Raw genomic sequence first — 26,848 nt, 5'->3', positions numbered from 1 at the left:
TTTTCATTAGTGGCTTCAAACTGGTTGTCAATCGTAATTCATTAGCTGGACATGATATGATTTGCGATCGCTAGAGAATATTTTGCCTTCAGCAGTTGATTGCACAAATGTCAATGAAACCCCCAAAAGGGGGCTTAATTATCCTCCAAATTTTACTAGCGAACTGCAACGAAACCAGCTTGCTCAATTGCTTTTTGCCCCTGTTCAGTTAATAAAAGTTTGGTGTAGGCATCCCCTATTTGCTGTTCTCGCCCTTTATTTTGCTTAATAATTACAAACATCTCAGCAGTCATTGGATAGCTACCATTTCTAATAGCCTCAGTATTTACTTGATTACGCTGACGTAGGCAGTTTTCAGGTGACACCAGAGGTTCGCGGTAGGGGGGAATTAACTCACTAGAAGTGCGACCCAATGGTAAAGCCTTCACACTACACTGAGGAACTACTGAACGAGCAGAAGCGTAATACAGTCCGCCAGGGGTTTTACTGAGTTGACGCACTGCCTCTGTAGTCGAGTAGACATACTGTACATTGGAGCCAAATGCTTGCCCCTTCGAGTTGTTATTGCTAGAAAATATTACTGTATCTGCATTTTCTGGCCGTTGAGAAAAAGGTACGATGGGCAAATTTGGCCCACCTATTTGTTCCCAGTTAGTAATTTGTCCAGAATAAATCTGCTGCAATTGGTCAACAGTTAAACCTGGTACTTTCAATGATGGGTTGACTACCACTGCTATTCCATCAATGCCTACCCGACGTTGTTCAAGGGTGAAGCCTCGTTGGGTTGCAATTGCTTTTTCTTCATCTGTCAGGGGACGGGAGGACTGAGCAAAGTCCAATTGTCCATCAAGCAACATGCGAATACCTGAACTAGAGCCAGGGCTATTCTTTGTAGGGTCTACATAGCGTAATTGTAGTTCAGGGCGATCGCTTTGAATCTGAGAATCTACTAATTGCCGGATAGATGCCCAAGCTGTACTACCACCGTAGTTAAATGAGCCGCTTGGAACATCCGTAATTGCCTGAAAATTAGAGGAGCTGTTTACATTTTGATTAGAGGAGTAGGAGTTAACACTGCTACGGGATAATAAGTTTGGCTTGAGTAACCACCAAAGTAATCCGCCAATGACCATCAGTGTCAATACTTTACCAATAATCAAACCTCTAAGAAAAAGGGCAATTTCGCCGTTAATTAAAGCTTTTCTTTGGTTGGTATTGTCCATATTTTTAAATTTTTTTTATTGATAGTATTTATAGTACAGTAATTTCTCAGTATTTACCCTTTAAAAATCTGTCGATATTTAAGTTTTAAGTAAAGCTTTCGTCAGCAATTCACTACCTAGTTTCTTCATCGCTATATATCCCTAACCAAGTCTTTCCAAGGGGGCAGTGAGCTAATTAAAGCCTTTTTTTTACAGGAGGATTTAGGAGGATTTCAAGCTTTAATACATCATTTATTACTTTTTAAAAAATCTTCCAAATAGATAATTAATTGTTTGTAATGCAGTTAAATTTAATTTGCTGGGTGGTCTTTGCAACGGTGCAATTGCTTTGATTAGATTCTGTTTGGGTAGTTAAGGTATTTATATTAGTTAAGTGTGACTGATGAATAAATTTTTCTATGATATTTTTTAATTGAGTAGGTTGCTGTGGAAGCGATGTACTTGCATTCAGAAATGTATAGATTAAAATAATTACTATCAAACTAGTGCTAGCGCCGAGTCCGATGCCCAGCAACAAAATAAAATTCCTGTAAGCTAGAAAATAACTATCGACAATATTTTGCTTTAGCCCACCAGATTGTGATGACTGTAATCCCACCAAATCGGAATTAAGGGCTTCCAAAGCTTCTGCGGCAGATTGATAACGTTGGCTATGGCGATCGCAAACCATTTTGTCTAAAATATCTGCAAAAGCATCGCTTACCTGTGCGTGATGCCGCCAGATAACTTCCCCAGTATTGGGATCTTCTTGTAGCTGGCTAGGTATTAAGCCTGTGAGAGCTTGAATGCCAATCATACCTACTGCATAGATATCGCTCGAAAGTTTTGGCTTTCCTTTAGCTTGTTCGCTCGGCATATAACCAGGAGTGCCAACCACAACGGTTAAACCAGCTCCTAAAGCACCAATTTTTTTAATACTTCCAAAGTCAATTAACACAATCTTGCCATCGGAGTGTCGCCGCATTAAATTTTGCGGCTTAATATCTCGATGAATAATGTTGTGTTCATGCACGAAGGCTAACACTTCCAAGATGTCTTTTAATAAATTCAAGACTGTATTTTCTCTCAGGCGTTGACCTGGGATAATTTCTTGAGTCAAGGAATGACCGTCAATATATTCTTGGACTAGATAGAAATCCCCATCTTCATCAAAATGGGCAAACAATCTGGGAATTTGCTCGTGGTCGTTACCTAGCTGATATAATACTTCTGCTTCTCTGGCAAATAATTTTTTAGCGATCGCCCCAACAGTAGGATTAGGATCTTTTGGGTGGAAATGCTTGACAACACAATGTGGTCTTCCTGGTAAATCTAGGTCTACAGCTAAGTATGTATCGCCAGATCCTCCGCTTCCCAACTGTTTAATAATTTGAAAGCGATTCCTAAGTGTTTTTCTAACAAAACCCTGGTGATATCTATTACCTATTGCACTTTTTAAAGAGTAGCTTCTTCCAGACTCTGGGCTTTCCAACACTTTAACAGTCTCAAAGCTACTCCTGAATGTTTTTTTGATCGGAGGTTTCTGGCTCATGTGGCGTATACTACCTGCTAATTACTGACCGTCAGTGTTTGTCATAGCTTAGGTGAGAGAATGAATACTTGCCCCTTGATTTTTCAATCTTGAGGCAATCATCTTCCCAGACTTCATATGCTTGAGGGCAGTTTTATGGTTTGGTCTGAAATTGAAGTTTTAACCTATAAATAAGTATAAATAATACAAGCTTTGATCAATAAAGTAAATGCAATACTGTAAGTAATTAAAACTCTATGTCTTTGGACTGGTATACGAGGTCATAGGCAATAGGCAATAGGGTTGAAAATCTATTTTTGTCAGCTTTTTACCATCGGTTTATGTTCTAAATGCTTCAACTGCGATAGTGCAGAAATAGAGAACTATACTACTCCTATTGCACTACAGAGACGATTAATCGCTTCTGTAGCCATTCTCTGTCTTATTGGTATGAGCGTCTGACTTGATACTGAAAATAAAAAAGCCCCCAAAGGAGGCTGATTAAGTTGTTCGCGTGGAGTGAACAACTAATAATTAATACTCACAGCAAATACAGTAATCCGAACAAAATAATCCAAATCACATCAACAAAGTGCCAGTAAATTTCCGCAGCTTCAATGCCGAAGTGTTTTTCACTACTGTAATGACCTTTAACGCGCGATCGCCACAATACGGCAAGAATCGCTAAAACGCCGATAGTAACGTGCAGTCCGTGGAAACCAGTCAAAACATAAAATGCACTGGCAAATAAATTGGTAGTTAAACCAAATTCTAAATGAGTATATTCATATACTTGCCCTACTAAGAAAACAGCACCCATCGCGGCGGTAATTGCTAACCAAATCCGCGCACCCCGCGCATCATTCTTTTTGATAGCAGTGTCGGCATTGTGCATGACAAAACTACTAGCAATCAGATTGACAGTGTTAACACCGGGTAGTAATAGTTCTAACTCTGGAGTACCTTCTGGAGGCCAAGCAGGTAGGGTAGCACGGAAAGCCAGATAGGCTCCGAACAGTCCCATAAAAATCATCCCTTCAGCAATCAGGAAGACAATTAGCCCAAACAAACGATGGTCTGGATGTTCTTCATGATGCCCGACAGATGCTTCTGCTGCATGGTGATGATTCAGTTCAGTTTTAGCTGGGTCAATTGTCTGACTTTGCATGAATTTTGATAAATGTAGAGTTGGGAATAGGGCATGGGGGATGGGGCATGGGGAATAGGGAATGTGGGGGGAGAGGGAAGAATGGGAAGATTATATAAAAAATCTTCCCAGACTCCCAATGCCCAATACCCAATGCCCCAATCAATTTATTTCCGATCTTCGGGATTAGCAGCAACCGCTGGATCGGGTTCTGCTCTTAATACCGAGTTTGGCCCAGCAGACAACACTGGATTGGGATCGGATAAGGGTACGCCTTCTTTCGCCTTTTCCAAGCCGTAGTCGTAGGGGCCTGTAACTAGTACTGGGGTTCCTTCAAAATTTTCGATCGCTGGCGGTGAGGTAGTCATCCACTCTAAGGTTAGTGCCCTCCAGGGATTATTACCAGCTTTTTCTCCGTACAACCAACTCCAAATCGCATTGATAATGAAGGGAAATGTGGAAACCGCGAGGATATAAGCACCGTAAGTGCAAATTTCATTCAGTAAAGTAAATTTGGGATCGTACTGAGCAACACGGCGGTTCATGCCCATCATCCCTAGCTTGTGCATGGGTAAGAAGGCCATATTTAAACCGACAAGTGTCAAGGCAAAGTGAACCTTACCCCAAAATTCGTTGAGCATCCGTCCCGTCATTTTCGGGAACCAGTGGTAAATTGCGGCATAAATACCGAGAACGCTACCACCAAATAAAACGTAGTGTAAATGTGCCACTACAAAATAGGTGTCGTGGACGTGAATATCAAAGGGTACTGCTGCTAACATCACGCCACTGATGCCGCCAATCACAAAGGTGCCAACAAAGCCCATTGCGAACAACATGGCGGAGTTGAGTTGAATTTTTCCACCCCACATTGTTGCCAACCAGCTGAATATTTTAATTCCAGTGGGTACGGCGATGATCATGGTGGTGATCATGAAGAACATCCGCAGCCAACCGGGGATACCGCTGGTAAACATGTGGTGTGCCCAGACGATTAGCCCTAGAAAACTGATAGCCAAGGAAGAATAGGCGATCGCTTTATAGCCAAAAATTGGCTTGCGCGAATGCACGGGGATAATTTCTGAGATTGCCCCAAAAAAGGGCAAAATCATAATATACACCGCTGGGTGCGAGTAAAACCAGAACATATGCTGGTACACAACGGGATCGCCGCCACCAGTAGGATTAAAAAATGTCGTCCCAGCAATTAAGTCAAAAGCTAACAGAATCAAACCTGCTGCTAACACTGGGGTAGATACCAGAGTTAATGCCGAAGTAGCAAACATCGCCCAGCAGAACAAAGGCAATTGATTGAACCCCAAACCTGGGATACGCATCCTCAGCAATGTGACGAGGAAATTAATTGCCCCCAAAATCGATGATGTACCGAGTAGGAGGACACTCATAATCCAAATTCCCTCACCTACCTGACCTGTTACCAAGCTCAGAGGAGGGTAGGAAGTCCAACCTGCATCGGGCGCATCACCGACTAGTAAACTAGCGATTAGCAACAAACCAGCAGGCGGGATCATCCAAAAGGCAACAGCATTTAAGCGGGGAAATGCCATATCCTTTGCCCCAATCATCAAGGGGATCAGGAAGTTAGCAAAACCCGCACCAGCTGGCACAATCCACAAAAAAATCATGATTGTAGCGTGCAGCGTAAATAAGCTGTTGTAGACTTCTGGGGTGACAAAATCTACTTCTGGCGTTCGCAGTTCTGTACGAACTAAGTCAGCAAGCACGCCACCAATACAGTAGAAAATGAATGTCGTGACTAGGTATTGAATCCCAATCACCTTATGGTCGGTGTTGAAGGTAAAGTAATCTTGCCATTTTCTCACAGGTGGTTCTTCACCATGAGCGGAGATATTGGCAGTTTCTTGTAACTGAGCTTGTGTCATAGGAATGAGTCATTAGGTGCTAGAGACGTAGCATTGCTACGTCTGTACATTAGTCATTAGATTTTGACTAAATGACATATTGACTAGTGGTGAACTTGATGGAGCATCTCAGGTTGAATTCCCATGTCCTTGGTGTAGGGGGCAAGAAATTCATGTGGGGATAAATCCGCAGGGTTAACAGCAACGGCTTTATTTAGAGTTTCTTTACTGGCAACTAACTGCTCTTGTTGCCATTTCTCAAAAGCTTCTTCTGGCTCAACTACCACTGTTGTTCTCATGGCGCCGTGGTATGGGCCACAAAGTTCAGCACAAATTAGAGCATAATCGCCTACTTTGTTGGGTGTGAAGCGAATCTCACTTTGCCTACCGGGGATTGCATCTTGTTTGAGACGGAACTCTGGCACCCAGAAGGCATGGATCACATCGTTGGCTGTCATATTAATTTGCACTTCTTTGCCGATGGGAACGTGCATTTCCCCTGTGGTGATCCCAGTTTCCGGGTAGGTGAAAATCCAGGCATATTGTAGACCTGTGACGTTGACTTGCAATGCTGCTGGTTTACCTGCTTTATCGGGACTGCCTCCAATTGTGGGAGCAACACTACCGACACCTGGAGCATCCGGCTTTTGGGGAATTTGGTCAGCATTGCGGACTTGGGCTGTCGCTGGGTCTTGCATGGCCTCATCAGATTTTTCTTGATTGAGGTTGGGTTCGGTGCTAGGAGGTGTATCGCTCAAAGTCGCAGCTATGGCACTTCCATGCCCAGGCATTTTCATCGACTGTTCTTGAGTAATCGGGGCTTCATGGATGGCATGAGGATCGAAGCCACCGATTTCGTTGTACACATCAAAACTGTAAACAGAAATACCGATAACGATAATTGCTGGGATCGCCGTCCAGAGTATTTCTAAAGGTACATTGCCCTCGACTGGTGGCCCGTCTTCATTGTCACCTGCACGCCGACGGTATCTAAATGCAGAGTAAATCAAAACACCTTCGACTATTAGAAATATACCTGTAGAAACGACCATCATCGCATTGAACAGACCATCGACTAAGACGGCTTCATCTGTGGCTGCTGCTGGCAACAGACCATGATTTTGACCGTACCAAATACTGGTTAGAGTTAGCACGATGCCAATGAGTAATGTCCATATTGAACTTGGAATCTTCACGGCTTACTTAATTGAATTTACTACGTTATCTCAAAGCTGCTCACTTACTAAGGTAGTCTAGGCTGTAAGACATAGGGTCTAAATATCTGAAATTTTTATTAATTTTTTTGGGTATCTTACTAATTTTGAGTAAAAGGTGACTAACAGATATTCCCAAAAATAGATGCAAATCACTAGAAAAATTTAATGAAAAATTTAGGATGGTTAAATTAACTGCCACCAATCGATTTTTCACATCTTGAAAAATACCTAAAGCTTCAGGCAAAACATAGCGAGAGTGATTCAAAGTATAAGTGAGTGCCAATCTATAAACCCCTAGAGTATACGCTAGGGTGGAGATGGGGAGGACACTTGCTTGCAAAGAGAAGTCTGAGCGGAGGTTTCCGACCATCAGAACTTCGGGGGGTTCCCCCTGTTTTGCAAAGTGTCCGTTCAATATTGAAAATTAAGAATCTATTAGAGATCCACCAAGAGCGGGCAGAAGGTACTGTTCATGAATGAAATTGTCCTACAACAACAAAATCAAGCGGCAGTTGAGCAACAAAAGCCCAAGGAAATGATTCGTCGCTTGGTGTGGAGAATGTGCATAGCCACTTTGATTTTGATGGCGATAGGTTCTGCCACCCGCGTGATGAATGCTGGGCTTGCTTGTCCAGATTGGCCATTGTGCTATGGCGAATTGGTGCCAGCTAAGCAAATGAATTTCCAGGTATTCTTAGAGTGGTTTCACAGATTAGATGCTGCCTTAATTGGTGTCAGCGCGATCGCACTTTTTGGTTTATCCTGGTGGCACCGTCGCTCGCTACCCAGTTGGCTGCCTTGGGCATCTACATTTGCCCTGTTTCTCATCGTCTTCCAAGGTGTTTTGGGAGGACTCACCGTCACCGAATTGTTGCGGTTTGATATCGTTACCGCCCATTTGGGAACGGCGTTATTGTTTTTTACCACCCTGTTGATTATCGGCACCGCACTCACACCCTATCAAGGAACTGGAACGGTTGGTAAGTTGCCTTGGGTCGGTTTAACTGCTGCTGTTTTGGTTTACCTGCAAAGTCTCTTAGGTGCTTTAGTAGGATCTCGTTGGGCGCTACACCAATGCTTCGGCGATTCTCAACTTTGTACTGTAATGTACAGCCATATTGCTGGTTTGGTGCCGCCAACTGTGGCAACCTTGGCAATGGTATTTTTCAGTTGGCGTACACCGGCGCTACATCCAGCCTTGCGGCGACTGGCAAATATGGCTGGCGCATTGTTGAGCTTACAAATTTTGTTGGGATTCGCCACTTTCAAATTACACCTCCAAGTCGAACCTCTCACTGTGTCCCACCAAGCTGTAGGAGCTGCTTTGCTTGGTACTTTAGTGGCTTTTACAGTTCTATCATCGCGTGATTCAGTTACTGCTGAACAACGAGTGCTTAATGCTGAGTAGAGAGATGGAGAAATGGGGAACTACTCAGCACTGACGATGCGACCCACGCAAGTGCGAATAAGTATTTTCGTTAGACCCAAAGAGCCAGCTTGAGCGGGGGCTGCATATAAGTTATTGAAAAATAAGGAACCAGAGTCAACATGATTGAGACTAATGTCTCTCGCCACCACCAAACTTTTTTCCAAGTAATTCAAAGTTACTACCAGCTAACTAAGCCTCGGATTATTCCCTTGCTTTTGATTACTACAGCTGGCAGTATGTGGATTGCTGCTAAGGGACAGGTAGACCCATTGCTGTTACTAGTAACTCTGACTGGTGGCACTCTGGCTGCTGCAAGTGCCCAGACAATTAACTGTATCTATGACCGGGATATTGATTATGACATGGAGCGGACGCGCCATCGCCCCATGCCTTCCGGTAAGGTGCAGCCGCGTGATGCTCTAATTTTTGCGATCGCTCTAGCAACAATCTCGTTTACACTACTGGCAGTTTTCGCCAATCTGTTAGCCGCAGTGCTAGCTTTCTCTGGGATTGTCTTTTATATTTTGGTCTACACCCACTGGCTAAAACGCCACAGCACCCAAAATATCGTCATTGGTGGTGCTGCTGGGGCAATTCCGGCTTTGGTGGGTTGGGCTGCTGTGACCGGCACTTTAAGCTGGGCAGCATGGTTAATTTTTGCCATCGTCTTTTTGTGGACACCGCCCCATTTCTGGGCATTAGCTTTGATGATTCGGGACGACTACGCCAAAGTCGGGATACCGATGCTACCGGTAGTTAAAGGGGATACAGCAACAGTACGGCAAATTTGGTATTATACCTTGATTACTGTAGTTGCAACAGTGTTATTAGTTTATCCCTTAGGTGCGAGTGGAGTTCTTTATGCTGCGATCGCCCTTAGTTTGGGAGGATTATTTATCCACAAATCTTGGCGATTGTTGCAAAATCCAGAAGATCGTACTGTCGCTAGAGAGTTATTTCTCTATTCCATTTCCTACATGATGCTGTTATGTTTAGGGATGGTAATTGATAGTCTTCCTATTACTCATCATCTAATTAGTGCAGTAATTAATAGACTGCATTTTATTAGTTAAGGGGAGAAAAATTAATGCGATCGCGTTTGGTAAAAGGGGCGCGATCGTATTTTTAGAAATTATAAATTACACATAATAATTAGAGTTTGGCAGATTTGCGATTAAAAGTAAAATTTTAATTATCACAAAATTGATTAAAAAGCTAAATGAAGTTGTAAAAAATATAAATGTTGACAGATTACATTCGTACAGCAATGCACAAAGCAATTTATGAGTTGCTTGAAGATGGAACTTTCTATGGGGAAATTCCAGAATGTCAAGGAGTCTGGGCAAACGCTACAACACTAGAAGCTTGTCGGGAAGATTTACAAGATAGTCTTGAAGGATGGATTGTACTAGGATTGCGTTTGGGTCATACTCTACCGATACTTGATGGGTAAGTTACTTAATTCACGGAACTTGATCAAATACTATTGCAATCACTCTCTCAGCAAAAATCAATTCAAGCCTAACAACTAGAAATGTTCAGATAACTCGTCTTCAGGACTGCGCTCATAGTCCATACCATTACTCATGTCATCATTGTAAACATCTCCTGAAGGTGATATTGTTCCCCTTATGTCCGCCTTCGGCTGTATAATACCATACTTGTCATTACCATAAAGTTCAGTCCCAGTAAGGTCAGCGTCAGTTAAGTCAGCATACTTCATATCTGTATCATCGAATTTGACGTAACTGAGGTCTGTACCCTTTAGAGAGGCATTACTGAGATTAGCACCACTTAAATTAGCACCACTTAAATTAATACTATTGAGGTTAAAGCTACTCAAGTTTGTGTGGCTCAAATTAGCACCAGTCAAAATGATATTACTTACATAAGTGTCTTTTAAGTTGGCTTGAGTTAGGTTAGCTCCACTGAGATTAGCTCCACTGAGATTAGCTCCACTGAGATTTACTTTAGTTAGATTAGCATTAGTAAGGTCAGCATTATTGAGGTTGGCTCTACTAAGATCAGCGTGATTAAGATCGGCTCTACTAAGATTGACTCTACTAAGATCAGTATCAGTTAAGCTGCTGGCTTCTAGCGTCGCATCACTAAGATCAGCATCGATAAGCTTGACTTCACGTAAGTCTACCCAACTCAGATCAGCCTTCCTGAGTTTGGCATTCGTCAAGTCTGCTTGTCTTAAATTAGCTCTGACTATATTTGTATTATCTAATTTTGCTCCTTTTAAGATTGCACTACTGAGGTTTGCCCATTTCATATCTGCTTTTTCTAGGTAAGTCTCACTGAGATCAGCCTCAGTTAGTTCGGCATACATCAATTTTGCAGAAACTAGTCTAGCTGAACTAAGCTTTGCTGTTCTTAGGCTCGCAGCATTTAGGTTTACTCCTTCCATATCTGCTTGTCCCAAGTCTGCTTGATCCAAATTTGCCTTGCTCAAATCAGCATTTTGCAGGATGGCTCTAGCAAGAATAGCTCCAGTCAAGTTTACCCCGGTCAAGTTTTGCCCACTGAGATTTGCCTCTCTCAGGTCTACTCCAGAAAAATTTCTCTCTCCAGCTTGATATTTTTGTAGAATTTCATCCTCTTTCATTCTTGCTGAGGAGTCAGCCACAAGTGGAAACAGCTCACATAAGTCACAGTGGAAGTACTCGCACAAAACCGCAGCCGTGTGACAATCAATCCGGTCAAACTCCTCCTTGTAAAGCCTGCCAATGGCGTTAACGCTAATACCAGTTTCTTTGGCTAGTTGATACTGCGATAAATGCCGTTTTTTCATAAAATCTTTTAACCTACAGCAAATTTTTCTCATAAATACTCTGCTCACTACTTAAAACTTAATCAAGAGGTCTATGACAATAATGCCGATAGTGACTATTAATTGCGCTTCCGAACTAGTAACACTATAGAAAATAATCACGTTATGATTGACAAAATTATATCAGTAAATTAATCTGTATATAATCGGCTGCAAAATGCCAAAAAAAATGCCCCCAAGCTTCCAACTTGGTAGGCATGTTTTCAATTATTTATTTCTACTTCTATTATGACCCAAAATTCCTTCGTTTCATCCAATGCTCAGTTTCCTACACCCGATCAGGTTCTAATTCTTGATACAGAAACCACAGGCTTAGACATTAAGACAGACCAAATTGTAGAGTTAGCAGCTATTCTGTATTCGGTGAAGCACCAAACCACTATCACACAATATTCAGCTCTTCTCCCAGCACAGGATAATCCGGCAGAGCATATAAACCGGATTAAGCCAGCACCGTTAATGGAAATAACAGAAGAACAAGTGGCTGAAAGTGTGTGGATGATAACTGAGATGGCTAAGAAGGCGCAAGTAATTGTGGCACACAATGCTGAGTTTGATCGAAAGTGGTTTGGTTCTTCAAATAATGGAAAAAATCTATTACCTGTTTTCTCGAACTCTAACAATGAACCACTCCCTTGGGTTTGTACCTGTACTGACTTCAAATGGCCTCGTCAAATCCGATCTGGTCAATCTCTTATTGAATTAGCAGCAGCGCATGATATTGGTATTTTTGGAAATCATAGGGCATTAACAGACTGTCAATTGATCGCATATCTTTTTGATCGGATGGAAAACCTGAACGGCATGTTTCAAATGGCGTTAAGACCCAAAGCTTGGTTTAAAGCTCTTGTAACCTATGACAATAGGGAACTTGCAAAAAAGGCAGGTTTTAAATGGATTCCTGAACTTAAGAGTTGGGTCAGGCAAATGGCTGTGGATGATACCAAAGAACTTCCTTTTATGGTAAACCAAATTGAATTTTGTCAGTAATATAGACGAAGTTCATTTATTTCCTGAAATAAAGCGATTGCCCCTATGTTATCTCACCCGTTAGCTAGAGGTGTGATCAATTTTTAACTTTAAGTTAAGATAGGCTGTCTTTTTTAAGATAGCCTATATCTAACCTTCAGGAGCCTACAGCCTCAAGTCAATTTTGCTAGCGTAGTGATATAGGGTTTATCACTTCCCAGCACGAGGTTTTAATATGGCTCATTTAAATCAGCGTCGCACCCAAAATGTTAACGGCGATTTTTATGTAGATACTACTTGTATTGATTGCGATACTTGTCGCTGGATGACTCCAGAAGTTTTTTCTCGTGTTGATGAGCAGTCAGCAGTTTATCATCAACCAACAAATGAAGCGGAAAGATTAGCAGCCTTGGAAGCACTTTTAGCTTGTCCTACTAGTTCTATTGGCACAGTTGAAAAACCAAAAGATATCAAATTTGCTCAGGAAAAGTTTCCAATTTTAGTAGATGAAAATATTTACCATTGTGGCTATCATTCCGAAAAATCCTACGGTGCTGCTAGCTATTTAATTCAACTTCCTGAAGGTAATATTTTGGTCGATTCTCCTAGATTTACGCCACCTTTGGTCAAGCGTTTAGAAGACATGGGTGGAATTCGTTATATGTATCTAACTCACAGGGATGATGTCGCAGATCACCAAAAGTTTGCGGAGCATTTTCAGTGTCAGCGCATCCTCCACGCTGATGAAATTTCTGCGGGTACTCGCAATGTGGAAATACAGTTAACGGGAGTTGAACCATTTACCTTGACTGAGGATTTATTAATTATTTCAGTTCCAGGCCACACCAAAGGACATACGGTTTTACTTTATAAAAACAAGTTTCTCTTCACTGGCGACCATCTCGCTTGGTCAGAAAGGTTGCAACAACTGGTTGCATTTCACGATGTCTGCTGGTATTCTTGGCCAGAACAAACTAAATCAATGCGTAACTTAGCTCATTTCTCTTTTGAATGGGTGCTACCAGGTCATGGACGGAGGTTTCATGCTGATAGAGAAACCATGCGCCAACAGATGCAAAAGTGTATTGAATTCATGGAATCTTTGAAGTAGATTTGAGTGTAAGTTTAAAGTTGCATAAAACTTGGCGATCGCACTTCATAATTCAAGTTCAGAACTCCATTGTTCGAGTTCAGAACAGCTAAGCGCAGCAAAAATTTATTTCTTAAAATATCTCAAGCCATAACGGTCTTGATATTTGCTGATATACTCTACATTCTGTTGCTCTATTTTTGACAGCAATTTCGTGGGAAATTCTTTTGGTGAATATATCGGACGATACCAAGCTTGGTTATTAAAGTAATCTTGTATTTCAGGTGTGTCAAAACGGCGGCCGTGGCTAGCAAATATTGAATTTCGCATTATATCTAATTCAAAACCGCTTTTACCATCCAAATCTGCATCAGTGACGTGTTTTTGAGTAAGCCAAAAATAAGTATTAAAAGTAGTGTTATTATCTGGCAGTGTTGTTGAGGAAGCATTACGAGCTGATCTGATAGCCCGGAGTTTTTCGATTAGTGAGGGTGTTGGTGAAGACAATACTGTTTTATCTGTTGTTTGTTGAGGAGCTGATTTGATAGCCCGGAGTTTTTCGATTATTGAGGGTGTTGGTGAAGGCAATACTGTTTTATCTGTTGTCAATTGCGGAGATTTCGTCAGCATTTGACCAATAATTATAGATGCACCAATTAATCCACCTGCGATTAAACTGCCGATGAGAATATGATTCTGACTATTATTTTGCGGATTTGGCTGTGGCTGAACCTGGGCTGTCTGAGGTGCTGGTGCAGATACCACAGTTGCTTGCGTCAAGACGGGTTGCGTCGCGGGAATTGGATTGTGCAAAGCATCTAGCATTGCTCTTGCTGTGAGGAAGCGATCGCGTGGATGATAAGCGATCGCTCTGTCAATTATTCCTGCCATCATTGGACTAATATGACTGGCATACTGTCGCCAAACAATTTCACCGGTCTGGGAATCTGTCTCTAATTGTTGCGCTACTCTGCCAGTCAATAAATATATTACCGTCATTCCCAAACTGTATAAATCGCTCGAATAAACTGGTCTACCTGCGGCTTGTTCGCTAGGCATATATCCAGGTGTACCAATAACAATGGAACTGGTAGGATTTCCTTGGGAATTCACCACGGTTCCCATCGATTCCCGCACAGCACCAAAATCAATTAGTACAGGTTTACCGTCACGATAACGCACGATGATATTATCCGGTTTGATATCGCGGTGAACGATATTTTTTGAGTGGACGTAATCCAAAACCGGTAAGATATTCAGGAATAATTCAAAAGCAGCGGCTTCACTAAATAGCCCTTGCTTTTGGAATTTTGCAGTTAGGGTATCACCTTCAACCCACTCCTGAACTAAATAAAATTCCCCACCAGAAGAGAAGTAAGCATACAACGCCGGAATCTGGTCATTGGCGCCACCGAGTTCTTCTAAAATAGCTGCTTCCCGTTGAAACCTCTCTTGGACTATTTGGTAAATTTGAGGGTTGTTGTGAATTGGTCTTAGCTGTTTCACCACACAACGGCGCTTTGAAGGCATATAGGTGTCTTCTGCGAGATAGGTTTGACCAAACCCACCAGCACCCAATGTCTGGATAACTTGATAGCGATCGTTCAGCAGCTGTATTGTCATGAGAGATTACCAGCGATATTCATAAGATAGTTTTCCCAAAACTACCTTCATTTCAAATCTAGTAACCCTTGTTCTTTCAATTTAGGATTAAAGCGAATTTCTAGTTGCAAACCACGCCCTTCTAATTCTTTTAAAATTTCAGCTTCTACTCGCCGCGCCACATTTTTAATAACTTTTATTTGCGCCAATTCATCATTAGCTGGATTTTGATAATTTGCCTGTTCTTCAGGCGTCATTAGCACTTTGACATCAATGGGATTAGTCCATTTTTCTTTGTTATCTCCATTTCCTGCTGGCACACTGCCATTTTCACCAATCCAAGCATTCTCAATATTTTCTAAAACTGTGCGGCTGGGACGTTCAATAGTTTGAACTTTCACCCAATGACATTGCTCTGGTTGTCGTATTAAATGCTGCTTGAGGCTGAGATAAACATCACGAGAATATCCTACAAATTGCAGTATTTTTTCTCGGTCAAAGATAGCATATACGCCGATTTTACCTTGAAATTGTTCCGGGATTTCACCGCGATCGCCAATGTAAGGAATGAATTCCAAGCTTGCCAAAGCAGGAGTATTTGTTTCAGTAGTCATAAATCAAATCTAAAACTTGTTATTTGCTTTTGTGCTTAAAAACTGCTACATAAATCCTAAACTTTTTATAAATATTTTATCTTTCTATCTTTGCTAACTTTGCGTACTTTGCGGTTCGTTTTCATGATTTTTCCTTCACACCCTATCTAAGATTTTTGTAATTATGGGAAAACACCTTCTAAATTAACCATTACCAAATTTTTGGTAAACGGCGCAAAGGCGACTGGGTTTAAAAATTTTAGCAGTAAACATGAAATTTGGTGGAACATTGATGATTGCATATTCATCAGATTCATGATACTTTTCAAATTCTACTGGCATTCCCTTAGTAGTAGTTAAACTATAAGGAACTGGCTGGAAAAGTAACTCTGTAAATTCAACTTTTTCACACTGCAATTGCTGGCATATTTGGTTTAAAAAAGCTTCACTCGTTAATAACTTGAATAGACTTTCTTGTGCTTGTGGTTGGAGAGTAAAACTCGCATCAAAGTTCTGAACGATTTTTAGGGGCATATTCTGTATAGGTACTAATTAACAACTCAGTGATGATAGAGAGTGGGCAACATTTTGCACATAGTTGTCCCAAAATACTGAGCAATAAACTCTACCTTTTTCAGTAGTTGAGCTTTGTGAAAAATCACCACTTTAAGATCAGCCTATTGGATTATGGTAATTCTGTCAGCCACAAAAGTAAGCTGGCATGATTAAGAATCATGAAGTCTGAGAGATAAACATTCTTTGAAAATTCCCAAGTATTCGCTAACGTTGCTGCATGAACTGTTTAATGTTTAAGTTCATTCTCAACGTGCATCCCCAATTCTTCTTTTAAAAAACCAGGACAAGCTTCACTAACTTCTAGGTTAGAAAGCAAGATTAACAGGCGAAGCTGCTCCTGTCCATCAACCAAAATACTTTTTAATTCAGCTCGACTCAGAATAGTTGGTAGCTTGTCTCGATTCTTTGCTTTACCTACTTCTAATTAGGCTTTACCACCAATACTGAACAATTAGCTTCTTCCACAACTTGACTGCTAACAGAACCCTGTACTATTCGCTTCATCCCCATCAATCCACGACTACCAATTACGATCAATTCAGTTTTATATATGTTGGCAAGACGAATAATCTCTTCAGCAGGATCGCCTGTTACCAGTTCTAAATCACTTTTAACTGATAACTTTTCCTGATAAGATTGCAGTTGTTTTTCAATATGAAAATAAGAAAATGTTGGGGACTCTGACTGAGGGCGATCGGCAGGTAGTTCGATCTCTGACTCTGGTGTGGGAAATACATGGCAAAGAATAACCCTCCCGTCTTCGGAAAAAGCCAAATCATCTAAAGTCTGGATTACTCGTTCTGCAATTTCCGAACCGTCCAGAGCTACCAAAACAGTATTTAGCACCCCATCGTCTCCTAAAGAGTAAACCGTTTTACAACACTTGGGCGGAGTTAAACAGTGTTTTAACTCTGTTTAACTTTCTCCTGATTGCTTCTGTGCTTGATGTTAGCAGTATCGTCACTCACCAGTCCCCAGGCTTAAAATCAGATAGAACTTATCCCGTTTTAGGTTGTATGTCTGGACAATTGAGAAACTTTGCTACTTTAATCCGTTATTTTCAGTCCTATTAAAATCTCTGGTTTTCTCGACTACCATGCAACAGGCAGGACTACTCTGAAAAGTTTTGTATAGCTTCTCAAGCCTTAATTTTTTCGCTTTGTTTTTGCGTTATCACAAGTTTAACAAGTTTTGTCCCAGACAAAACATTCATCATTGTCTAGTTTTATCTAACAATTTAGTTTCAGTGACAACCTTTCTTTAGGAACTGGCGATCGCTAATGCCCAACTTTTGCTGCAACTGCCATCACCAATCAAAGGCAGGGTAGCTAATGTTGTGCGTTAGCGTAGCTCACCGTAGGTATCGCTGTCCAAAGTTTTAGTTGGAAGTTCAGAAAAAATTAAGCATTCCGAATCACTCTTCTAACTTAATTCGCCGCCGCACTGAATCAGCATGGGAAGGTAAGCCCTCTGCTGTTGCTAGCACATCAATGGCACTAGCCACATTTTCCAGTGCGGTTTGGGAGTATTGAATAATACTAGAGTGTTTGAGGAAAGTTTCAACCCCTAACGCTGAAGCATACCGAGCAGCACCAGAAGTGGGCAAGGTATGGTTAGGCCCTGCCAAATAGTCCCCTACTGCTTCTGGTGTGGAGTAACCTAAAAAGATTGCTCCAGCATGGCGAATCTGTGGTAAGAGTGCCCAAGGGTCTTTGACTTCTAATTCTAGGTGTTCGGGGGCAAATTCGTTAGAGAGTTCTGCTGCTGCTGTCAAAGATTCCACAACGATAATCAAGCCGTAGTGAGCGATCGCTTTTTCTGTGTCTATTCGCCGTGGATGATCCACTAGCTGTCTTTCCAAAGCTACCTGCACGTTTTTTGCCAAAGCAGCATCTGTGGTCAGCAAAATAGCTGCCGCCATCGGATCGTGTTCGGCTTGGGCCAATAAGTCAGCAGCTACATGCACTGGATTGGCGGTTTCATCGGCAATCACCAGCACTTCGCTAGGGCCTGCCAAAGAATCAATACCAACCGTGCCGTAGACAAGTTTTTTCGCTAGGGTGACATAAATGTTACCAGGCCCAGTAATCACATTCACTTTCGGAATTGTTTCTGTGCCATAGGCTAAAGCAGCGATCGCTTGTGCCCCACCAACGCGATAAATTTCTTGCACCCCTGCTTCTTGAGCGGCTACCAAAACTGCTGGGTTAATTGCACCTCCTGGGCCTGGTGGCGTTACCATCACTATGCGAGGTACAGCAGCAACATGAGCCGGAATTGCATTCATCAGCACTGTACTGGGATAGGCAGCGCGACCACCAGGTACATACAACCCCGCTCGATCTACTGGGGTGTAGCGTTTGCCTAGTACCACTTCATCATCGCCAAAGTGTACCCAGCTTTTCGGGACTCGCTGACGATGAAATGCTTCAATTTGCCGACAAGCTAGGCGAATCGCCCCCATCAATTCCTTTGACACCTGTTGATAGGCTGCATCCATTTCGGAGCCTGTAACACGGAGTTCTTCTGGCTTGAGGGTTTGTTTGTCAAATTCGGTGGTGTAATGCAGTACAGCTTTGTCGCCTTGGCGCTTGACTGCTTGCAAAACTTCCCGCACCGTTGCTTCTTTGTTGGGCACCTGTTCGTCATGGGTGCGATCGCAGATCCGTTGTAGTTCTGCTCTAACGTCTGCCTGCTGAGTAATGATTCGCAGCATGGAGTAAGGACAATGCCAAAATTATAATATTGCCACCTGAGATTTAGTAAAAGCTTTTCACCTATTGGGGTGTGGAAGCTCACTCTAATTCTCTCCTCTAGCTTAACCTGGATTTTTTTGATACTCCTAAGGTTGCCAGCACATGGTTTACTTGAAAAGGCAACTTGATTGCTTAATCCCAATCTGCCTGAGTTGGCGATCGGTAGGAAGGGGGCGTGCCATTTCCCACTATCCTTATACCTTTACCCTAACTCTTAAAAAACGTAAAGGTTGTGTGCTTCCACATCCAACACCCTGTATTTACAGAGGGTAGGGTCTGACTATAACTAACTTTTACTTATTTTCCTAACTTTTAGTAGTTAACATGTGTACAGACACGAAGCATCGGTTCTATACTGGAATGTCCCTGAAATTTAGCTCTATTACAGTTCTTTACCTTTGATCGTCTGTCTGCTTTAAGGACAGATGGCATTGGCAATCACACTGCTCCATCGGGTGGTGAGTTAGGGTGACTATTTTACTCATAGACTTTATTTTAACGTATTTACTTAATTGGCGGCACACTTAATTAGTCATCAGATTTTTGGGAGTGTTGAGTGACTCGTTCTTATTTACTTCTCTACCCCTGAAGCCCCTGGGCTTCCCTTTCTCTAGTAGCCAATGGCATAATTTTTTTAGGAAATTCTAACATTGGCAATTTGGATGCTATATTAGTAAATCTAGTAGTGTGCGTACATATTAATATTAGTTTCTGGAATTGACTGTGGCGAATACAAAGTCTGCTCTTAAGCGTGCCGAAATCGCAGAACGCAACCGACTGCGTAATAAAGCTTACAAATCAGCTGTCAAGACGCTGATGAAGAAATACTTTAATGCTGTAACTGTCTATGCAGCTAATCCTACCCCAGAATTAAAACAAGAAGTACAGTCTAAGTTATCTGAGGCTTACAGCAAAATCGATAAAGCAGTAAAACGAGGCGTGCTTCATCCAAATAACGGGGCAAGGAAAAAGTCCAAATTGGCGGGCAGACTAAAACCTCTCACGCAAACAGCTGAGTAGTCATTGGTCATTTGTCATTAGCAAAGGACAAAGCGCAAAGTCTGAGCGCCGGCTTCCGGCGATCAGAACTTTGTAAGAGGGGACAACTGACAAATGACAACGGACAAATGACGAAGGACAAATGATGCAACTGATAGACACCCACGTCCATCTCAACTTTGAGAATTTCCAGCCAGATTTAGCAGCAGTGCGATCGCGGTGGCAGCAAGCAGGTGTAGTACGTTTAGTTCATTCCTGCGTTCACCCGGAGGAATTTTCTAGCATTCAGTCCCTAGCGCGTGAGTTTCCAGAAATCAGCTTTGCTGTAGGATTGCATCCTTTAGATGCCGATCGATGGAATAGCGACACAGCCGACAAAATCAAATCTTTGGCGAGTTCGGACTCGAATGTGGTGGCAATTGGGGAAATGGGGCTGGATTTTTACAAAGCCGATAACTATCAGCAACAGTACATGGTGTTTGAATCGCAGTTAGCGATCGCATCTGAACTCGACTTACCAGTGATTATCCACTGTCGCGATGCTGCATCCGAAACCAGAGAAGTATTGCAAAAATGGCGGTCACTAAAGGGAGAAACAGTACGCGGCGTCATGCATTGTTGGGGAGGAACCCCAGAAGAAACCCAATGGTTTCTTGACTTGGGGTTTTACATCAGCTTTAGCGGAACAGTAACGTTCAAAAACGCTAAAGATATCCAATCCTCAGCAGCGATGGTAAGTAGCGATCGGCTATTGATTGAAACAGATTGCCCTTTTTTAGCTCCAGTTCCCAAACGCGGCGAGAAGCGTAACGAACCTGCTTACGTTCGTTACGTTGCAGAGCAAGTGGCGAAACTGCGTCAGGAAACTGTCGAAGCAATCGCCCAAGCTACTACCGACAATGCTTGTAAATTATTCGGTTTGTCGATATAAAGTGTTCTTTAGTCTATTTTATCCAATTGCTTACAAAGAAATAAAACCTTAGGAGGACAAAAATATGCTAAGATCATTCCCTCCAAAACATTTTGCTTGCGTCATAATGATAAAGGAAGGAACGTAAAACTTCTAAGTTTAATTTACCGTGCTGTTATTCGGCTTGGCCATCCTCCAAATCTCTACAATCGGATGCTCTCGACACATGACTGACCGAAACAAATCAGGTTGAGCCGTAATTATGCACAGCATCGGCTTGCTGTGTATTTAACCTATACAAAATCGTTAAATGAAATTGCCTTGTGATTACAATCCAGCAAAATAAAGTGATTCTGATTCCAAGCCGACAAAATGCGGATAGTTTCCTCAAACTTAGGATATCTAGGATATCACTGAGGGTATAAATAGCGGGGCGGATTTCAACCACACCGTGTAGAGCTGCGTAAGCTCACTTAACGCGCTTTTTGGAGGGGAAGTGAGGAAAGTAAATCGAATTCAGCAATATTTTAATTGGGGATTGGGGACTAGGGACTGGGGACAAGGGAAGAGTTTTCCCAATCCGCACTTCCACTCCCCACTCTCCATTACAGGCGATTACCCCTTGGTAAAATCGCTCATTCCCGCTTTCATAGCTGCGTTTGTCCACATTTGAAAATAGTTAGGTGTATAGAGAAAAGTTCCCAAACAGTTCGGACACTGGCTAGCAGTGGGAAGCATTAAACAGCAGTGTCCAAGGGAAAATTTAACCAGGTTGACAAAGGTAGAGGCATGACTAAAGAAACATATATGGAACCCGCCTTTCTATTGCCCGACTTGATTGAAATCCAGCGTTCAAGCTTCCGCTGGTTTTTGGAAGAAGGGCTGATAGAAGAACTGAACTCCTTTAGTCCGATCACAGATTATACGGGCAAACTAGAACTGCACTTTTTGGGTCAGAATTACAAACTCAAAGAGCCAAAGTACAGCGTTGAAGAAGCCAAACGGCGGGATAGTACCTATGCTGTCCAAATGTATGTTCCCACACGTTTGATTAATAAAGAAACCGGGGAAATCAAAGAGCAAGAGGTATTCATTGGAGATTTGCCTTTGATGACCGATCGCGGCACCTTTATTATCAACGGAGCCGAGCGGGTAATTGTTAATCAAATAGTGCGATCGCCAGGAGTTTATTACAAATCCGAAATCGATAAAAACGGTCGGCGTACTTATTCTGCTAGCTTAATTCCCAACCGGGGGGCATGGCTGAAATTTGAAACAGACCGTAACGATCTCGTGTGGGTACGCATCGACAAAACCCGCAAACTCTCAGCCCAGGTACTATTAAAAGCTTTAGGCTTATCAGACAACGAAATTTTTGACGCCTTACGCCATCCAGAATATTTCCAAAAAACCATCGAAAAAGAAGGGCAATTTTCTGAAGAAGAAGCCCTGATGGAGTTATATCGCAAATTGCGTCCTGGCGAACCACCCACAGTCTTAGGGGGACAACAACTCCTAGACTCCCGTTTCTTTGACCCGAAACGTTATGACTTGGGTCGCGTTGGTCGGTATAAGCTCAACAAAAAATTGCGCCTTTCTGTGCCCGACACCATGCGCGTGCTGACCTCCAGTGATATTTTGGCAGCAGTAGATTATCTAATTAACCTAGAGTATGACATCGGCAACATCGATGACATTGACCACTTAGGTAACCGTCGTGTGAGAAGCGTCGGGGAATTGCTGCAAAACCAAGTGCGAGTAGGCTTAAACCGTCTAGAGAGAATTATTCGGGAACGGATGACCGTATCCGATGCCGAAGTTTTAACACCTGCTTCCTTGGTAAACCCCAAACCGCTAGTAGCAGCAATTAAAGAATTCTTTGGTTCCAGCCAATTAAGTCAGTTCATGGATCAAACCAATCCCTTAGCAGAACTGACTCACAAACGCCGCTTGAGTGCCCTCGGTCCCGGTGGTTTAACTCGCGAACGTGCGGGGTTTGCTGTGCGGGATATTCATCCTAGCCACTACGGACGTATTTGTCCCATTGAAACACCAGAAGGCCCCAACGCTGGGTTGATTGGCTCCTTGGCGACCCATGCACGAGTCAACCAATACGGGTTCCTAGAAACACCATTTAGACCTGTAGAAAATGGGCGAGTCAGATTTGATTTGCCCCCAGCCTACATGACAGCCGATGAAGAAGACGACCTGCGGGTTGCTCCTGGAGATATTCCTGTAGATGAAACAGGTCACATTATTGGACCGCAAGTGCCAGTACGCTATCGTCAGGAATTCTCGACTACAACGCCAGAGCAAGTCGACTACGTAGCGGTGTCCCCCGTACAGATTGTATCGGTTGCTACTAGCATGATTCCCTTCTTGGAGCATGATGACGCTAACCGAGCGCTGATGGGGTCAAACATGCAACGGCAAGCAGTACCCCTGCTCAAACCAGAGCGTCCATTAGTGGGTACAGGCTTAGAAGCCCAAGGTGCAAGAGACTCAGGGATGGTAATTGTATCGCGTACTGATGGCGATGTCACCTATGTAGATGCTACAGAAATTCGGGTGCGTCCAAAACCTAACACCTCAGAAATTAGATATCCACTTTCAAAGTACCAACGCTCAAACCAAGATACTTGTTTGAACCAAAAGCCCCTCGTCCGCATTGGCGAAAAAGTTGTGGCAGGTCAGGTATTAGCTGATGGCTCCTCCACTGAAGGTGGTGAATTGGCGCTAGGACAAAATATCGTCGTTGCTTACATGCCTTGGGAAGGCTACAACTACGAAGACGCAATTTTAATTTCTGAACGACTGGTGCAGGATGATATCTACACCTCAATTCACATTGAAAAATATGAAATTGAGGCTAGACAGACAAAACTAGGGCCAGAAGAAATCACCAGAGAAATTCCTAACGTCGGGGAAGACGCATTGCGTCAGTTAGACGAACAAGGAATCATCCGCATTGGGGCATGGGTAGAAGCTGGAGATATTTTGGTGGGTAAAGTGACACCAAAAGGTGAATCTGACCAACCACCAGAAGAAAAACTCTTGCGGGCGATTTTCGGTGAAAAAGCGCGGGATGTGCGAGACAATTCTCTGCGAGTACCCAACGGTGAAAAAGGACGCGTAGTTGACGTGCGCTTATTTACCCGCGAACAAGGCGATGAATTGCCACCAGGAGCCAATATGGTAGTCCGGGTGTATGTCGCGCAAAAACGCAAAATCCAAGTTGGCGACAAAATGGCAGGACGCCACGGCAATAAAGGGATTATTTCTCGGATATTGCCAGCAGAAGATATGCCTTATTTACCCGATGGTTCGCCAGTGGACATCGTACTCAACCCCTTGGGCGTACCCAGCCGGATGAACGTCGGACAAGTATTTGAGTGTCTCTTGGGTTGGGCTGGTCATACATTGGGAGTGCGATTTAAAATTACTCCCTTTGACGAAATGTATGGTGAAGAGTCATCTCGGAGAATCGTGCATGGCAAATTGCAAGAAGCACGGGATGAAACAGGCAAAGACTGGGTATATAACCCAGATGACCCAGGTAAAATCATGGTGTTTGATGGGCGCACAGGCGAACCCTTTGACCGACCAATCACCATTGGTGTGGCTTACATGCTGAAGCTGGTGCATTTAGTAGACGATAAGATCCACGCCCGTTCCACAGGCCCGTACTCACTGGTAACCCAGCAACCCTTGGGTGGTAAAGCCCAACAAGGTGGTCAGCGGTTTGGGGAAATGGAAGTGTGGGCATTGGAAGCCTTTGGTGCAGCTTACACCTTACAAGAGTTACTGACAGTGAAATCCGACGATATGCAAGGACGAAATGAAGCGTTAAATGCGATCGTTAAAGGTAAGGCAATTCCTCGACCCGGAACACCAGAGTCCTTTAAGGTGTTAATGCGCGAACTACAATCCTTGGGGTTAGATATTGCCGTACACAAGGTAGAAACCCAAGCAGACGGTAGTTCCTTAGATGTGGAAGTCGATTTGATGGCAGACCAATCAGCTCGCCGTACACCTCCCAGGCCAACATACGAATCTCTTTCCCGCGAATCGCTGGAAGACGACGAATAATTCGTAATTGATAATTCGTAATTCGTAATTAATTCTTCAATTACGAATTACGAATCAGAAATTGTTAATTACGAATTAGAAATTGTTAATTACGAATTACGAATTACGAATTACGAATTAAATATGAGACCTGCCCAAACTAATCAGTTTGACTACGTAAAAATCGGCTTAGCATCACCAGAACGCATTCGCCAGTGGGGCGAGAGGACGTTGCCCAATGGTCAGGTAGTCGGTGAAGTTACCAAGCCAGAAACGATTAATTACCGGACTCTCAAGCCAGAGATGGATGGCTTATTCTGTGAGCGCATCTTTGGTCCTGCGAAAGATTGGGAATGCCATTGTGGCAAGTATAAAAGAGTCCGTCACAGAGGGATTGTTTGTGAGCGCTGTGGGGTAGAAGTTACCGAATCACGGGTGCGTCGTCACCGTATGGGCTATATTAAACTCGCCGCACCAGTAGCTCACGTCTGGTATCTCAAAGGCATTCCTAGTTATATTTCCATCCTGCTGGATATGCCCTTGCGGGATGTGGAACAAATTGTCTATTTCAACTCTTATGTTGTCTTAAGTCCAGGCAATGCCGAAACTTTAACTTACAAACAGCTACTGAGTGAAGACCAGTGGCTGGAAATTGAAGACCAAATTTATAGTGAAGATTCTCAGCTACAAGGCGTAGAGGTAGGCATTGGTGCCGAAGCACTGCTGCGCTTGCTTGCGGATATCAATTTGGAGCAAGAAGCTGAAAGCCTGCGGGAAGAAATTGGCAACGCAAAAGGACAAAAACGAGCCAAGTTAATTAAACGCCTACGGGTAATTGACAACTTCATCGCTACTGGTTCTAAACCAGAGTGGATGGTCATGGCAGTTATTCCCGTGATTCCCCCCGATTTGCGCCCAATGGTGCAGCTAGATGGCGGACGCTTTGCTACCAGCGATTTGAATGATTTATATCGGCGCGTAATTAATCGGAATAATCGTTTGGCACGGCTACAAGAAATTTTGGCGCCAGAGATTATTGTGCGGAACGAAAAGCGGATGCTGCAAGAAGCGGTAGATGCTTTGATTGACAATGGTCGTCGCGGACGGACTGTAGTGGGGGCAAATAACCGACCCCTGAAATCTTTGTCCGACATTATTGAAGGTAAGCAAGGACGTTTTAGACAAAACTTGTTAGGTAAACGAGTTGACTACTCTGGACGTTCGGTAATTGTGGTGGGGCCAAAGCTGAAAATTCACCAGTGCGGTTTGCCCAGAGAAATGGCAATTGAGCTATTTCAACCATTTGTGATTAATCGCCTAATTCGCAGTGGCATGGTGAATAACATCAAGGCTGCGAAAAAGCTGATATCGCGTAATGACCCTAGTGTTTGGGATGTACTGGAAGAAGTAATTGAAGGACACCCAGTCCTACTTAACCGGGCACCGACGTTGCACCGTTTGGGTATTCAGTCTTTTGAACCAATTTTGGTGGAAGGAAGAGCAATTCAGCTGCATCCTTTGGTGTGTCCGGCATTTAACGCCGACTTTGATGGCGACCAAATGGCGGTACACGTACCGCTGTCGTTAGAAAGTCAGGCTGAGGCGCGGTTGTTGATGTTGGCTTCTAACAATATTTTGTCACCAGCCACAGGTAAACCAATTATCACACCTAGCCAAGATATGGTGTTGGGAGCATACTACTTAACAGCAGAAAATCCCGGCGCTACCAAAGGGGCAGGCAAGTATTTTGCTTCCTTAGATGACGTAATTATGGCTTTCCAGCAAGAGGAAATCGACTTGCACGCCTATATCTATGTGCGGTTTGACGGCGAAATGGAATCAGACCAACCGGATACAGAACCTGTGGAAGTCATAGAAAACGAGGATGGCAGCCGGACATTAAAGTATAAGTTCCGCAGAGTCAGAGAAGATGCTCAAGGAAATCTCCTTTCACAGTATATACGTACAACCCCTGGTCGGGTTATTTACAATAAAGCGATTCAGGAAGCACTAGCAAGTTAATTCGTAATTTCTAATTCG

At 43.0% G+C, this 26,848-nt stretch carries 20 protein-coding genes; 9 read left to right on the top strand and 11 right to left on the bottom strand.

Features of this window, described 5'->3' with window-relative positions; genetic code table 11:
- Positions 1–155: 155 nt before the first annotated feature.
- From H6H03_RS04865 to H6H03_RS04845, 5 genes are all read right to left on the bottom strand, one after another.
- Positions 156–1,223 (bottom strand): PstS family phosphate ABC transporter substrate-binding protein, encoded by a 1,068-nt coding sequence (locus H6H03_RS04865; RefSeq protein ID WP_190954014.1) that lies wholly within the window; start codon positions 1,221–1,223, stop codon positions 156–158.
- Between the two features lie 265 nt (positions 1,224–1,488).
- The gene (locus H6H03_RS04860; protein ID WP_313931790.1) at positions 1,489–2,697 is read right to left on the bottom strand and encodes a serine/threonine-protein kinase; all 1,209 of its coding nucleotides are present in this window, start codon (positions 2,695–2,697) and stop codon (positions 1,489–1,491) included.
- Between the two features lie 577 nt (positions 2,698–3,274).
- A complete protein-coding gene (locus tag H6H03_RS04855; protein WP_190954012.1) occupies positions 3,275–3,901 on the bottom strand; it encodes a cytochrome c oxidase subunit 3 in 627 nt (208 codons plus the stop codon).
- A 146-nt stretch (positions 3,902–4,047) separates the two neighbouring features.
- A complete protein-coding gene (gene ctaD, locus H6H03_RS04850; protein ID WP_190954011.1) occupies positions 4,048–5,784 on the bottom strand; it encodes a cytochrome c oxidase subunit I in 1,737 nt (578 codons plus the stop codon).
- An 83-nt stretch (positions 5,785–5,867) separates the two neighbouring features.
- Positions 5,868–6,959 carry a cytochrome c oxidase subunit II gene (locus H6H03_RS04845; protein WP_190954010.1) on the bottom strand — a complete coding sequence of 364 codons (1,092 nt, stop codon included), beginning with the start codon at positions 6,957–6,959 and terminating at the stop codon, positions 5,868–5,870.
- Positions 6,960–7,452: 493 nt separating this feature from the next.
- Between H6H03_RS04845 and H6H03_RS04840 the strand changes: the two genes are divergently transcribed.
- The 3 genes from H6H03_RS04840 to H6H03_RS04830 all read left to right on the top strand — a co-directional run bounded on the left by H6H03_RS04840 (position 7,453) and on the right by H6H03_RS04830 (position 9,862).
- Positions 7,453–8,388, top strand: a complete 936-nt coding sequence (locus H6H03_RS04840; protein WP_190954009.1) for a COX15/CtaA family protein — start codon at positions 7,453–7,455, stop codon at positions 8,386–8,388.
- Positions 8,389–8,528: 140 nt separating this feature from the next.
- A complete protein-coding gene (locus H6H03_RS04835) occupies positions 8,529–9,482 on the top strand; it encodes a heme o synthase (protein WP_190954008.1) in 954 nt (317 codons plus the stop codon).
- 167 nt (positions 9,483–9,649) lie between these two features.
- Positions 9,650–9,862, top strand: coding sequence for a type II toxin-antitoxin system HicB family antitoxin (locus tag H6H03_RS04830; protein WP_190954007.1), 213 nt, complete (start codon positions 9,650–9,652; stop codon positions 9,860–9,862).
- A 75-nt stretch (positions 9,863–9,937) separates the two neighbouring features.
- Here the strand turns inward: H6H03_RS04830 and H6H03_RS04825 are convergent, their stop codons facing one another.
- The gene (locus H6H03_RS04825) at positions 9,938–11,239 is read right to left on the bottom strand and encodes a pentapeptide repeat-containing protein (RefSeq protein ID WP_277926128.1); all 1,302 of its coding nucleotides are present in this window, start codon (positions 11,237–11,239) and stop codon (positions 9,938–9,940) included.
- A 234-nt stretch (positions 11,240–11,473) separates the two neighbouring features.
- On the opposite strand from H6H03_RS04825, the gene H6H03_RS04820 reads away from it, so the two are divergent.
- The gene (locus H6H03_RS04820; protein WP_190954005.1) at positions 11,474–12,235 is read left to right on the top strand and encodes a 3'-5' exonuclease; all 762 of its coding nucleotides are present in this window, start codon (positions 11,474–11,476) and stop codon (positions 12,233–12,235) included.
- 214 nt (positions 12,236–12,449) lie between these two features.
- Complete coding sequence (locus H6H03_RS04815) at positions 12,450–13,325, top strand: MBL fold metallo-hydrolase (RefSeq protein WP_190954004.1); 876 nt, start codon at positions 12,450–12,452, stop codon at positions 13,323–13,325.
- 105 nt (positions 13,326–13,430) lie between these two features.
- Here the strand turns inward: H6H03_RS04815 and H6H03_RS04810 are convergent, their stop codons facing one another.
- The 5 genes from H6H03_RS04810 to hisD form a co-directional block, all read right to left on the bottom strand.
- Positions 13,431–14,927, bottom strand: a complete 1,497-nt coding sequence (locus H6H03_RS04810) for a protein kinase domain-containing protein (protein WP_190954003.1) — start codon at positions 14,925–14,927, stop codon at positions 13,431–13,433.
- A gap of 47 nt (positions 14,928–14,974) precedes the next feature.
- The gene (locus tag H6H03_RS04805; RefSeq protein WP_190954002.1) at positions 14,975–15,520 is read right to left on the bottom strand and encodes a GIY-YIG nuclease family protein; all 546 of its coding nucleotides are present in this window, start codon (positions 15,518–15,520) and stop codon (positions 14,975–14,977) included.
- Between the two features lie 183 nt (positions 15,521–15,703).
- Positions 15,704–16,033 carry a hypothetical protein gene (locus H6H03_RS04800; protein WP_190954001.1) on the bottom strand — a complete coding sequence of 110 codons (330 nt, stop codon included), beginning with the start codon at positions 16,031–16,033 and terminating at the stop codon, positions 15,704–15,706.
- A gap of 462 nt (positions 16,034–16,495) precedes the next feature.
- Positions 16,496–16,921: a universal stress protein gene (locus tag H6H03_RS04795; protein WP_190954000.1), complete on the bottom strand. Its 426-nt coding sequence runs from the start codon at positions 16,919–16,921 to the stop codon at positions 16,496–16,498.
- Positions 16,922–17,489: 568 nt separating this feature from the next.
- Entirely contained in the window at positions 17,490–18,791 is a 1,302-nt protein-coding gene (gene hisD, locus H6H03_RS04790) for a histidinol dehydrogenase (protein ID WP_190953999.1), read from the bottom strand.
- Between the two features lie 763 nt (positions 18,792–19,554).
- On the opposite strand from hisD, the gene rpsT reads away from it, so the two are divergent.
- The 4 genes from rpsT to H6H03_RS41135 all read left to right on the top strand — a co-directional run bounded on the left by rpsT (position 19,555) and on the right by H6H03_RS41135 (position 26,830).
- Positions 19,555–19,851 carry a 30S ribosomal protein S20 gene (rpsT, locus tag H6H03_RS04785; RefSeq protein WP_190953998.1) on the top strand — a complete coding sequence of 99 codons (297 nt, stop codon included), beginning with the start codon at positions 19,555–19,557 and terminating at the stop codon, positions 19,849–19,851.
- A gap of 124 nt (positions 19,852–19,975) precedes the next feature.
- Positions 19,976–20,761 carry a TatD family hydrolase gene (locus H6H03_RS04780; protein ID WP_190954084.1) on the top strand — a complete coding sequence of 262 codons (786 nt, stop codon included), beginning with the start codon at positions 19,976–19,978 and terminating at the stop codon, positions 20,759–20,761.
- 768 nt (positions 20,762–21,529) lie between these two features.
- Complete coding sequence (gene rpoB, locus H6H03_RS04775) at positions 21,530–24,829, top strand: DNA-directed RNA polymerase subunit beta (protein WP_190953997.1); 3,300 nt, start codon at positions 21,530–21,532, stop codon at positions 24,827–24,829.
- Between the two features lie 123 nt (positions 24,830–24,952).
- Positions 24,953–26,830 (top strand): DNA-directed RNA polymerase subunit gamma, encoded by a 1,878-nt coding sequence (locus tag H6H03_RS41135; protein ID WP_190953996.1) that lies wholly within the window; start codon positions 24,953–24,955, stop codon positions 26,828–26,830.
- Positions 26,831–26,848 lie beyond the last annotated feature (18 nt).

Origin of the sequence: Nostoc paludosum FACHB-159 (genome assembly GCF_014698835.1) — a bacterium.
GTDB lineage: Bacteria > Cyanobacteriota > Cyanobacteriia > Cyanobacteriales > Nostocaceae > Nostoc > Nostoc paludosum.
The sequence above is the reverse complement of the archived record's forward strand: the minus strand, read 5'-3'. Positions and strand labels throughout refer to the sequence as shown.

Excerpts from the sequence above, each read along its gene's own strand:
- H6H03_RS04815 (WP_190954004.1), top strand. The coding sequence starts at position 12,450 with ATGGCTCATTTAAATCAGCGTCGCACCCAAAATGTTAACGGCGATTTT.
- H6H03_RS04810 (WP_190954003.1), bottom strand. The coding sequence starts at position 14,927 with ATGACAATACAGCTGCTGAACGATCGCTATCAAGTTATCCAGACATTG.
- H6H03_RS04835 (WP_190954008.1), top strand. The coding sequence starts at position 8,529 with ATGATTGAGACTAATGTCTCTCGCCACCACCAAACTTTTTTCCAAGTA.
- rpoB (WP_190953997.1), top strand. The coding sequence starts at position 21,530 with ATGACTAAAGAAACATATATGGAACCCGCCTTTCTATTGCCCGACTTG.
- H6H03_RS04855 (WP_190954012.1), bottom strand. The coding sequence starts at position 3,901 with ATGCAAAGTCAGACAATTGACCCAGCTAAAACTGAACTGAATCATCAC.
- H6H03_RS04830 (WP_190954007.1), top strand. The coding sequence starts at position 9,650 with ATGTTGACAGATTACATTCGTACAGCAATGCACAAAGCAATTTATGAG.
- H6H03_RS04840 (WP_190954009.1), top strand. The coding sequence starts at position 7,453 with ATGAATGAAATTGTCCTACAACAACAAAATCAAGCGGCAGTTGAGCAA.
- H6H03_RS04780 (WP_190954084.1), top strand. The coding sequence starts at position 19,976 with ATGCAACTGATAGACACCCACGTCCATCTCAACTTTGAGAATTTCCAG.
- H6H03_RS04825 (WP_277926128.1), bottom strand. The coding sequence starts at position 11,239 with ATGAGAAAAATTTGCTGTAGGTTAAAAGATTTTATGAAAAAACGGCAT.
- ctaD (WP_190954011.1), bottom strand. The coding sequence starts at position 5,784 with ATGACACAAGCTCAGTTACAAGAAACTGCCAATATCTCCGCTCATGGT.
- H6H03_RS04800 (WP_190954001.1), bottom strand. The coding sequence starts at position 16,033 with ATGCCCCTAAAAATCGTTCAGAACTTTGATGCGAGTTTTACTCTCCAA.
- hisD (WP_190953999.1), bottom strand. The coding sequence starts at position 18,791 with ATGCTGCGAATCATTACTCAGCAGGCAGACGTTAGAGCAGAACTACAA.
- H6H03_RS04805 (WP_190954002.1), bottom strand. The coding sequence starts at position 15,520 with ATGACTACTGAAACAAATACTCCTGCTTTGGCAAGCTTGGAATTCATT.
- H6H03_RS41135 (WP_190953996.1), top strand. The coding sequence starts at position 24,953 with ATGAGACCTGCCCAAACTAATCAGTTTGACTACGTAAAAATCGGCTTA.
- H6H03_RS04820 (WP_190954005.1), top strand. The coding sequence starts at position 11,474 with ATGACCCAAAATTCCTTCGTTTCATCCAATGCTCAGTTTCCTACACCC.
- H6H03_RS04865 (WP_190954014.1), bottom strand. The coding sequence starts at position 1,223 with ATGGACAATACCAACCAAAGAAAAGCTTTAATTAACGGCGAAATTGCC.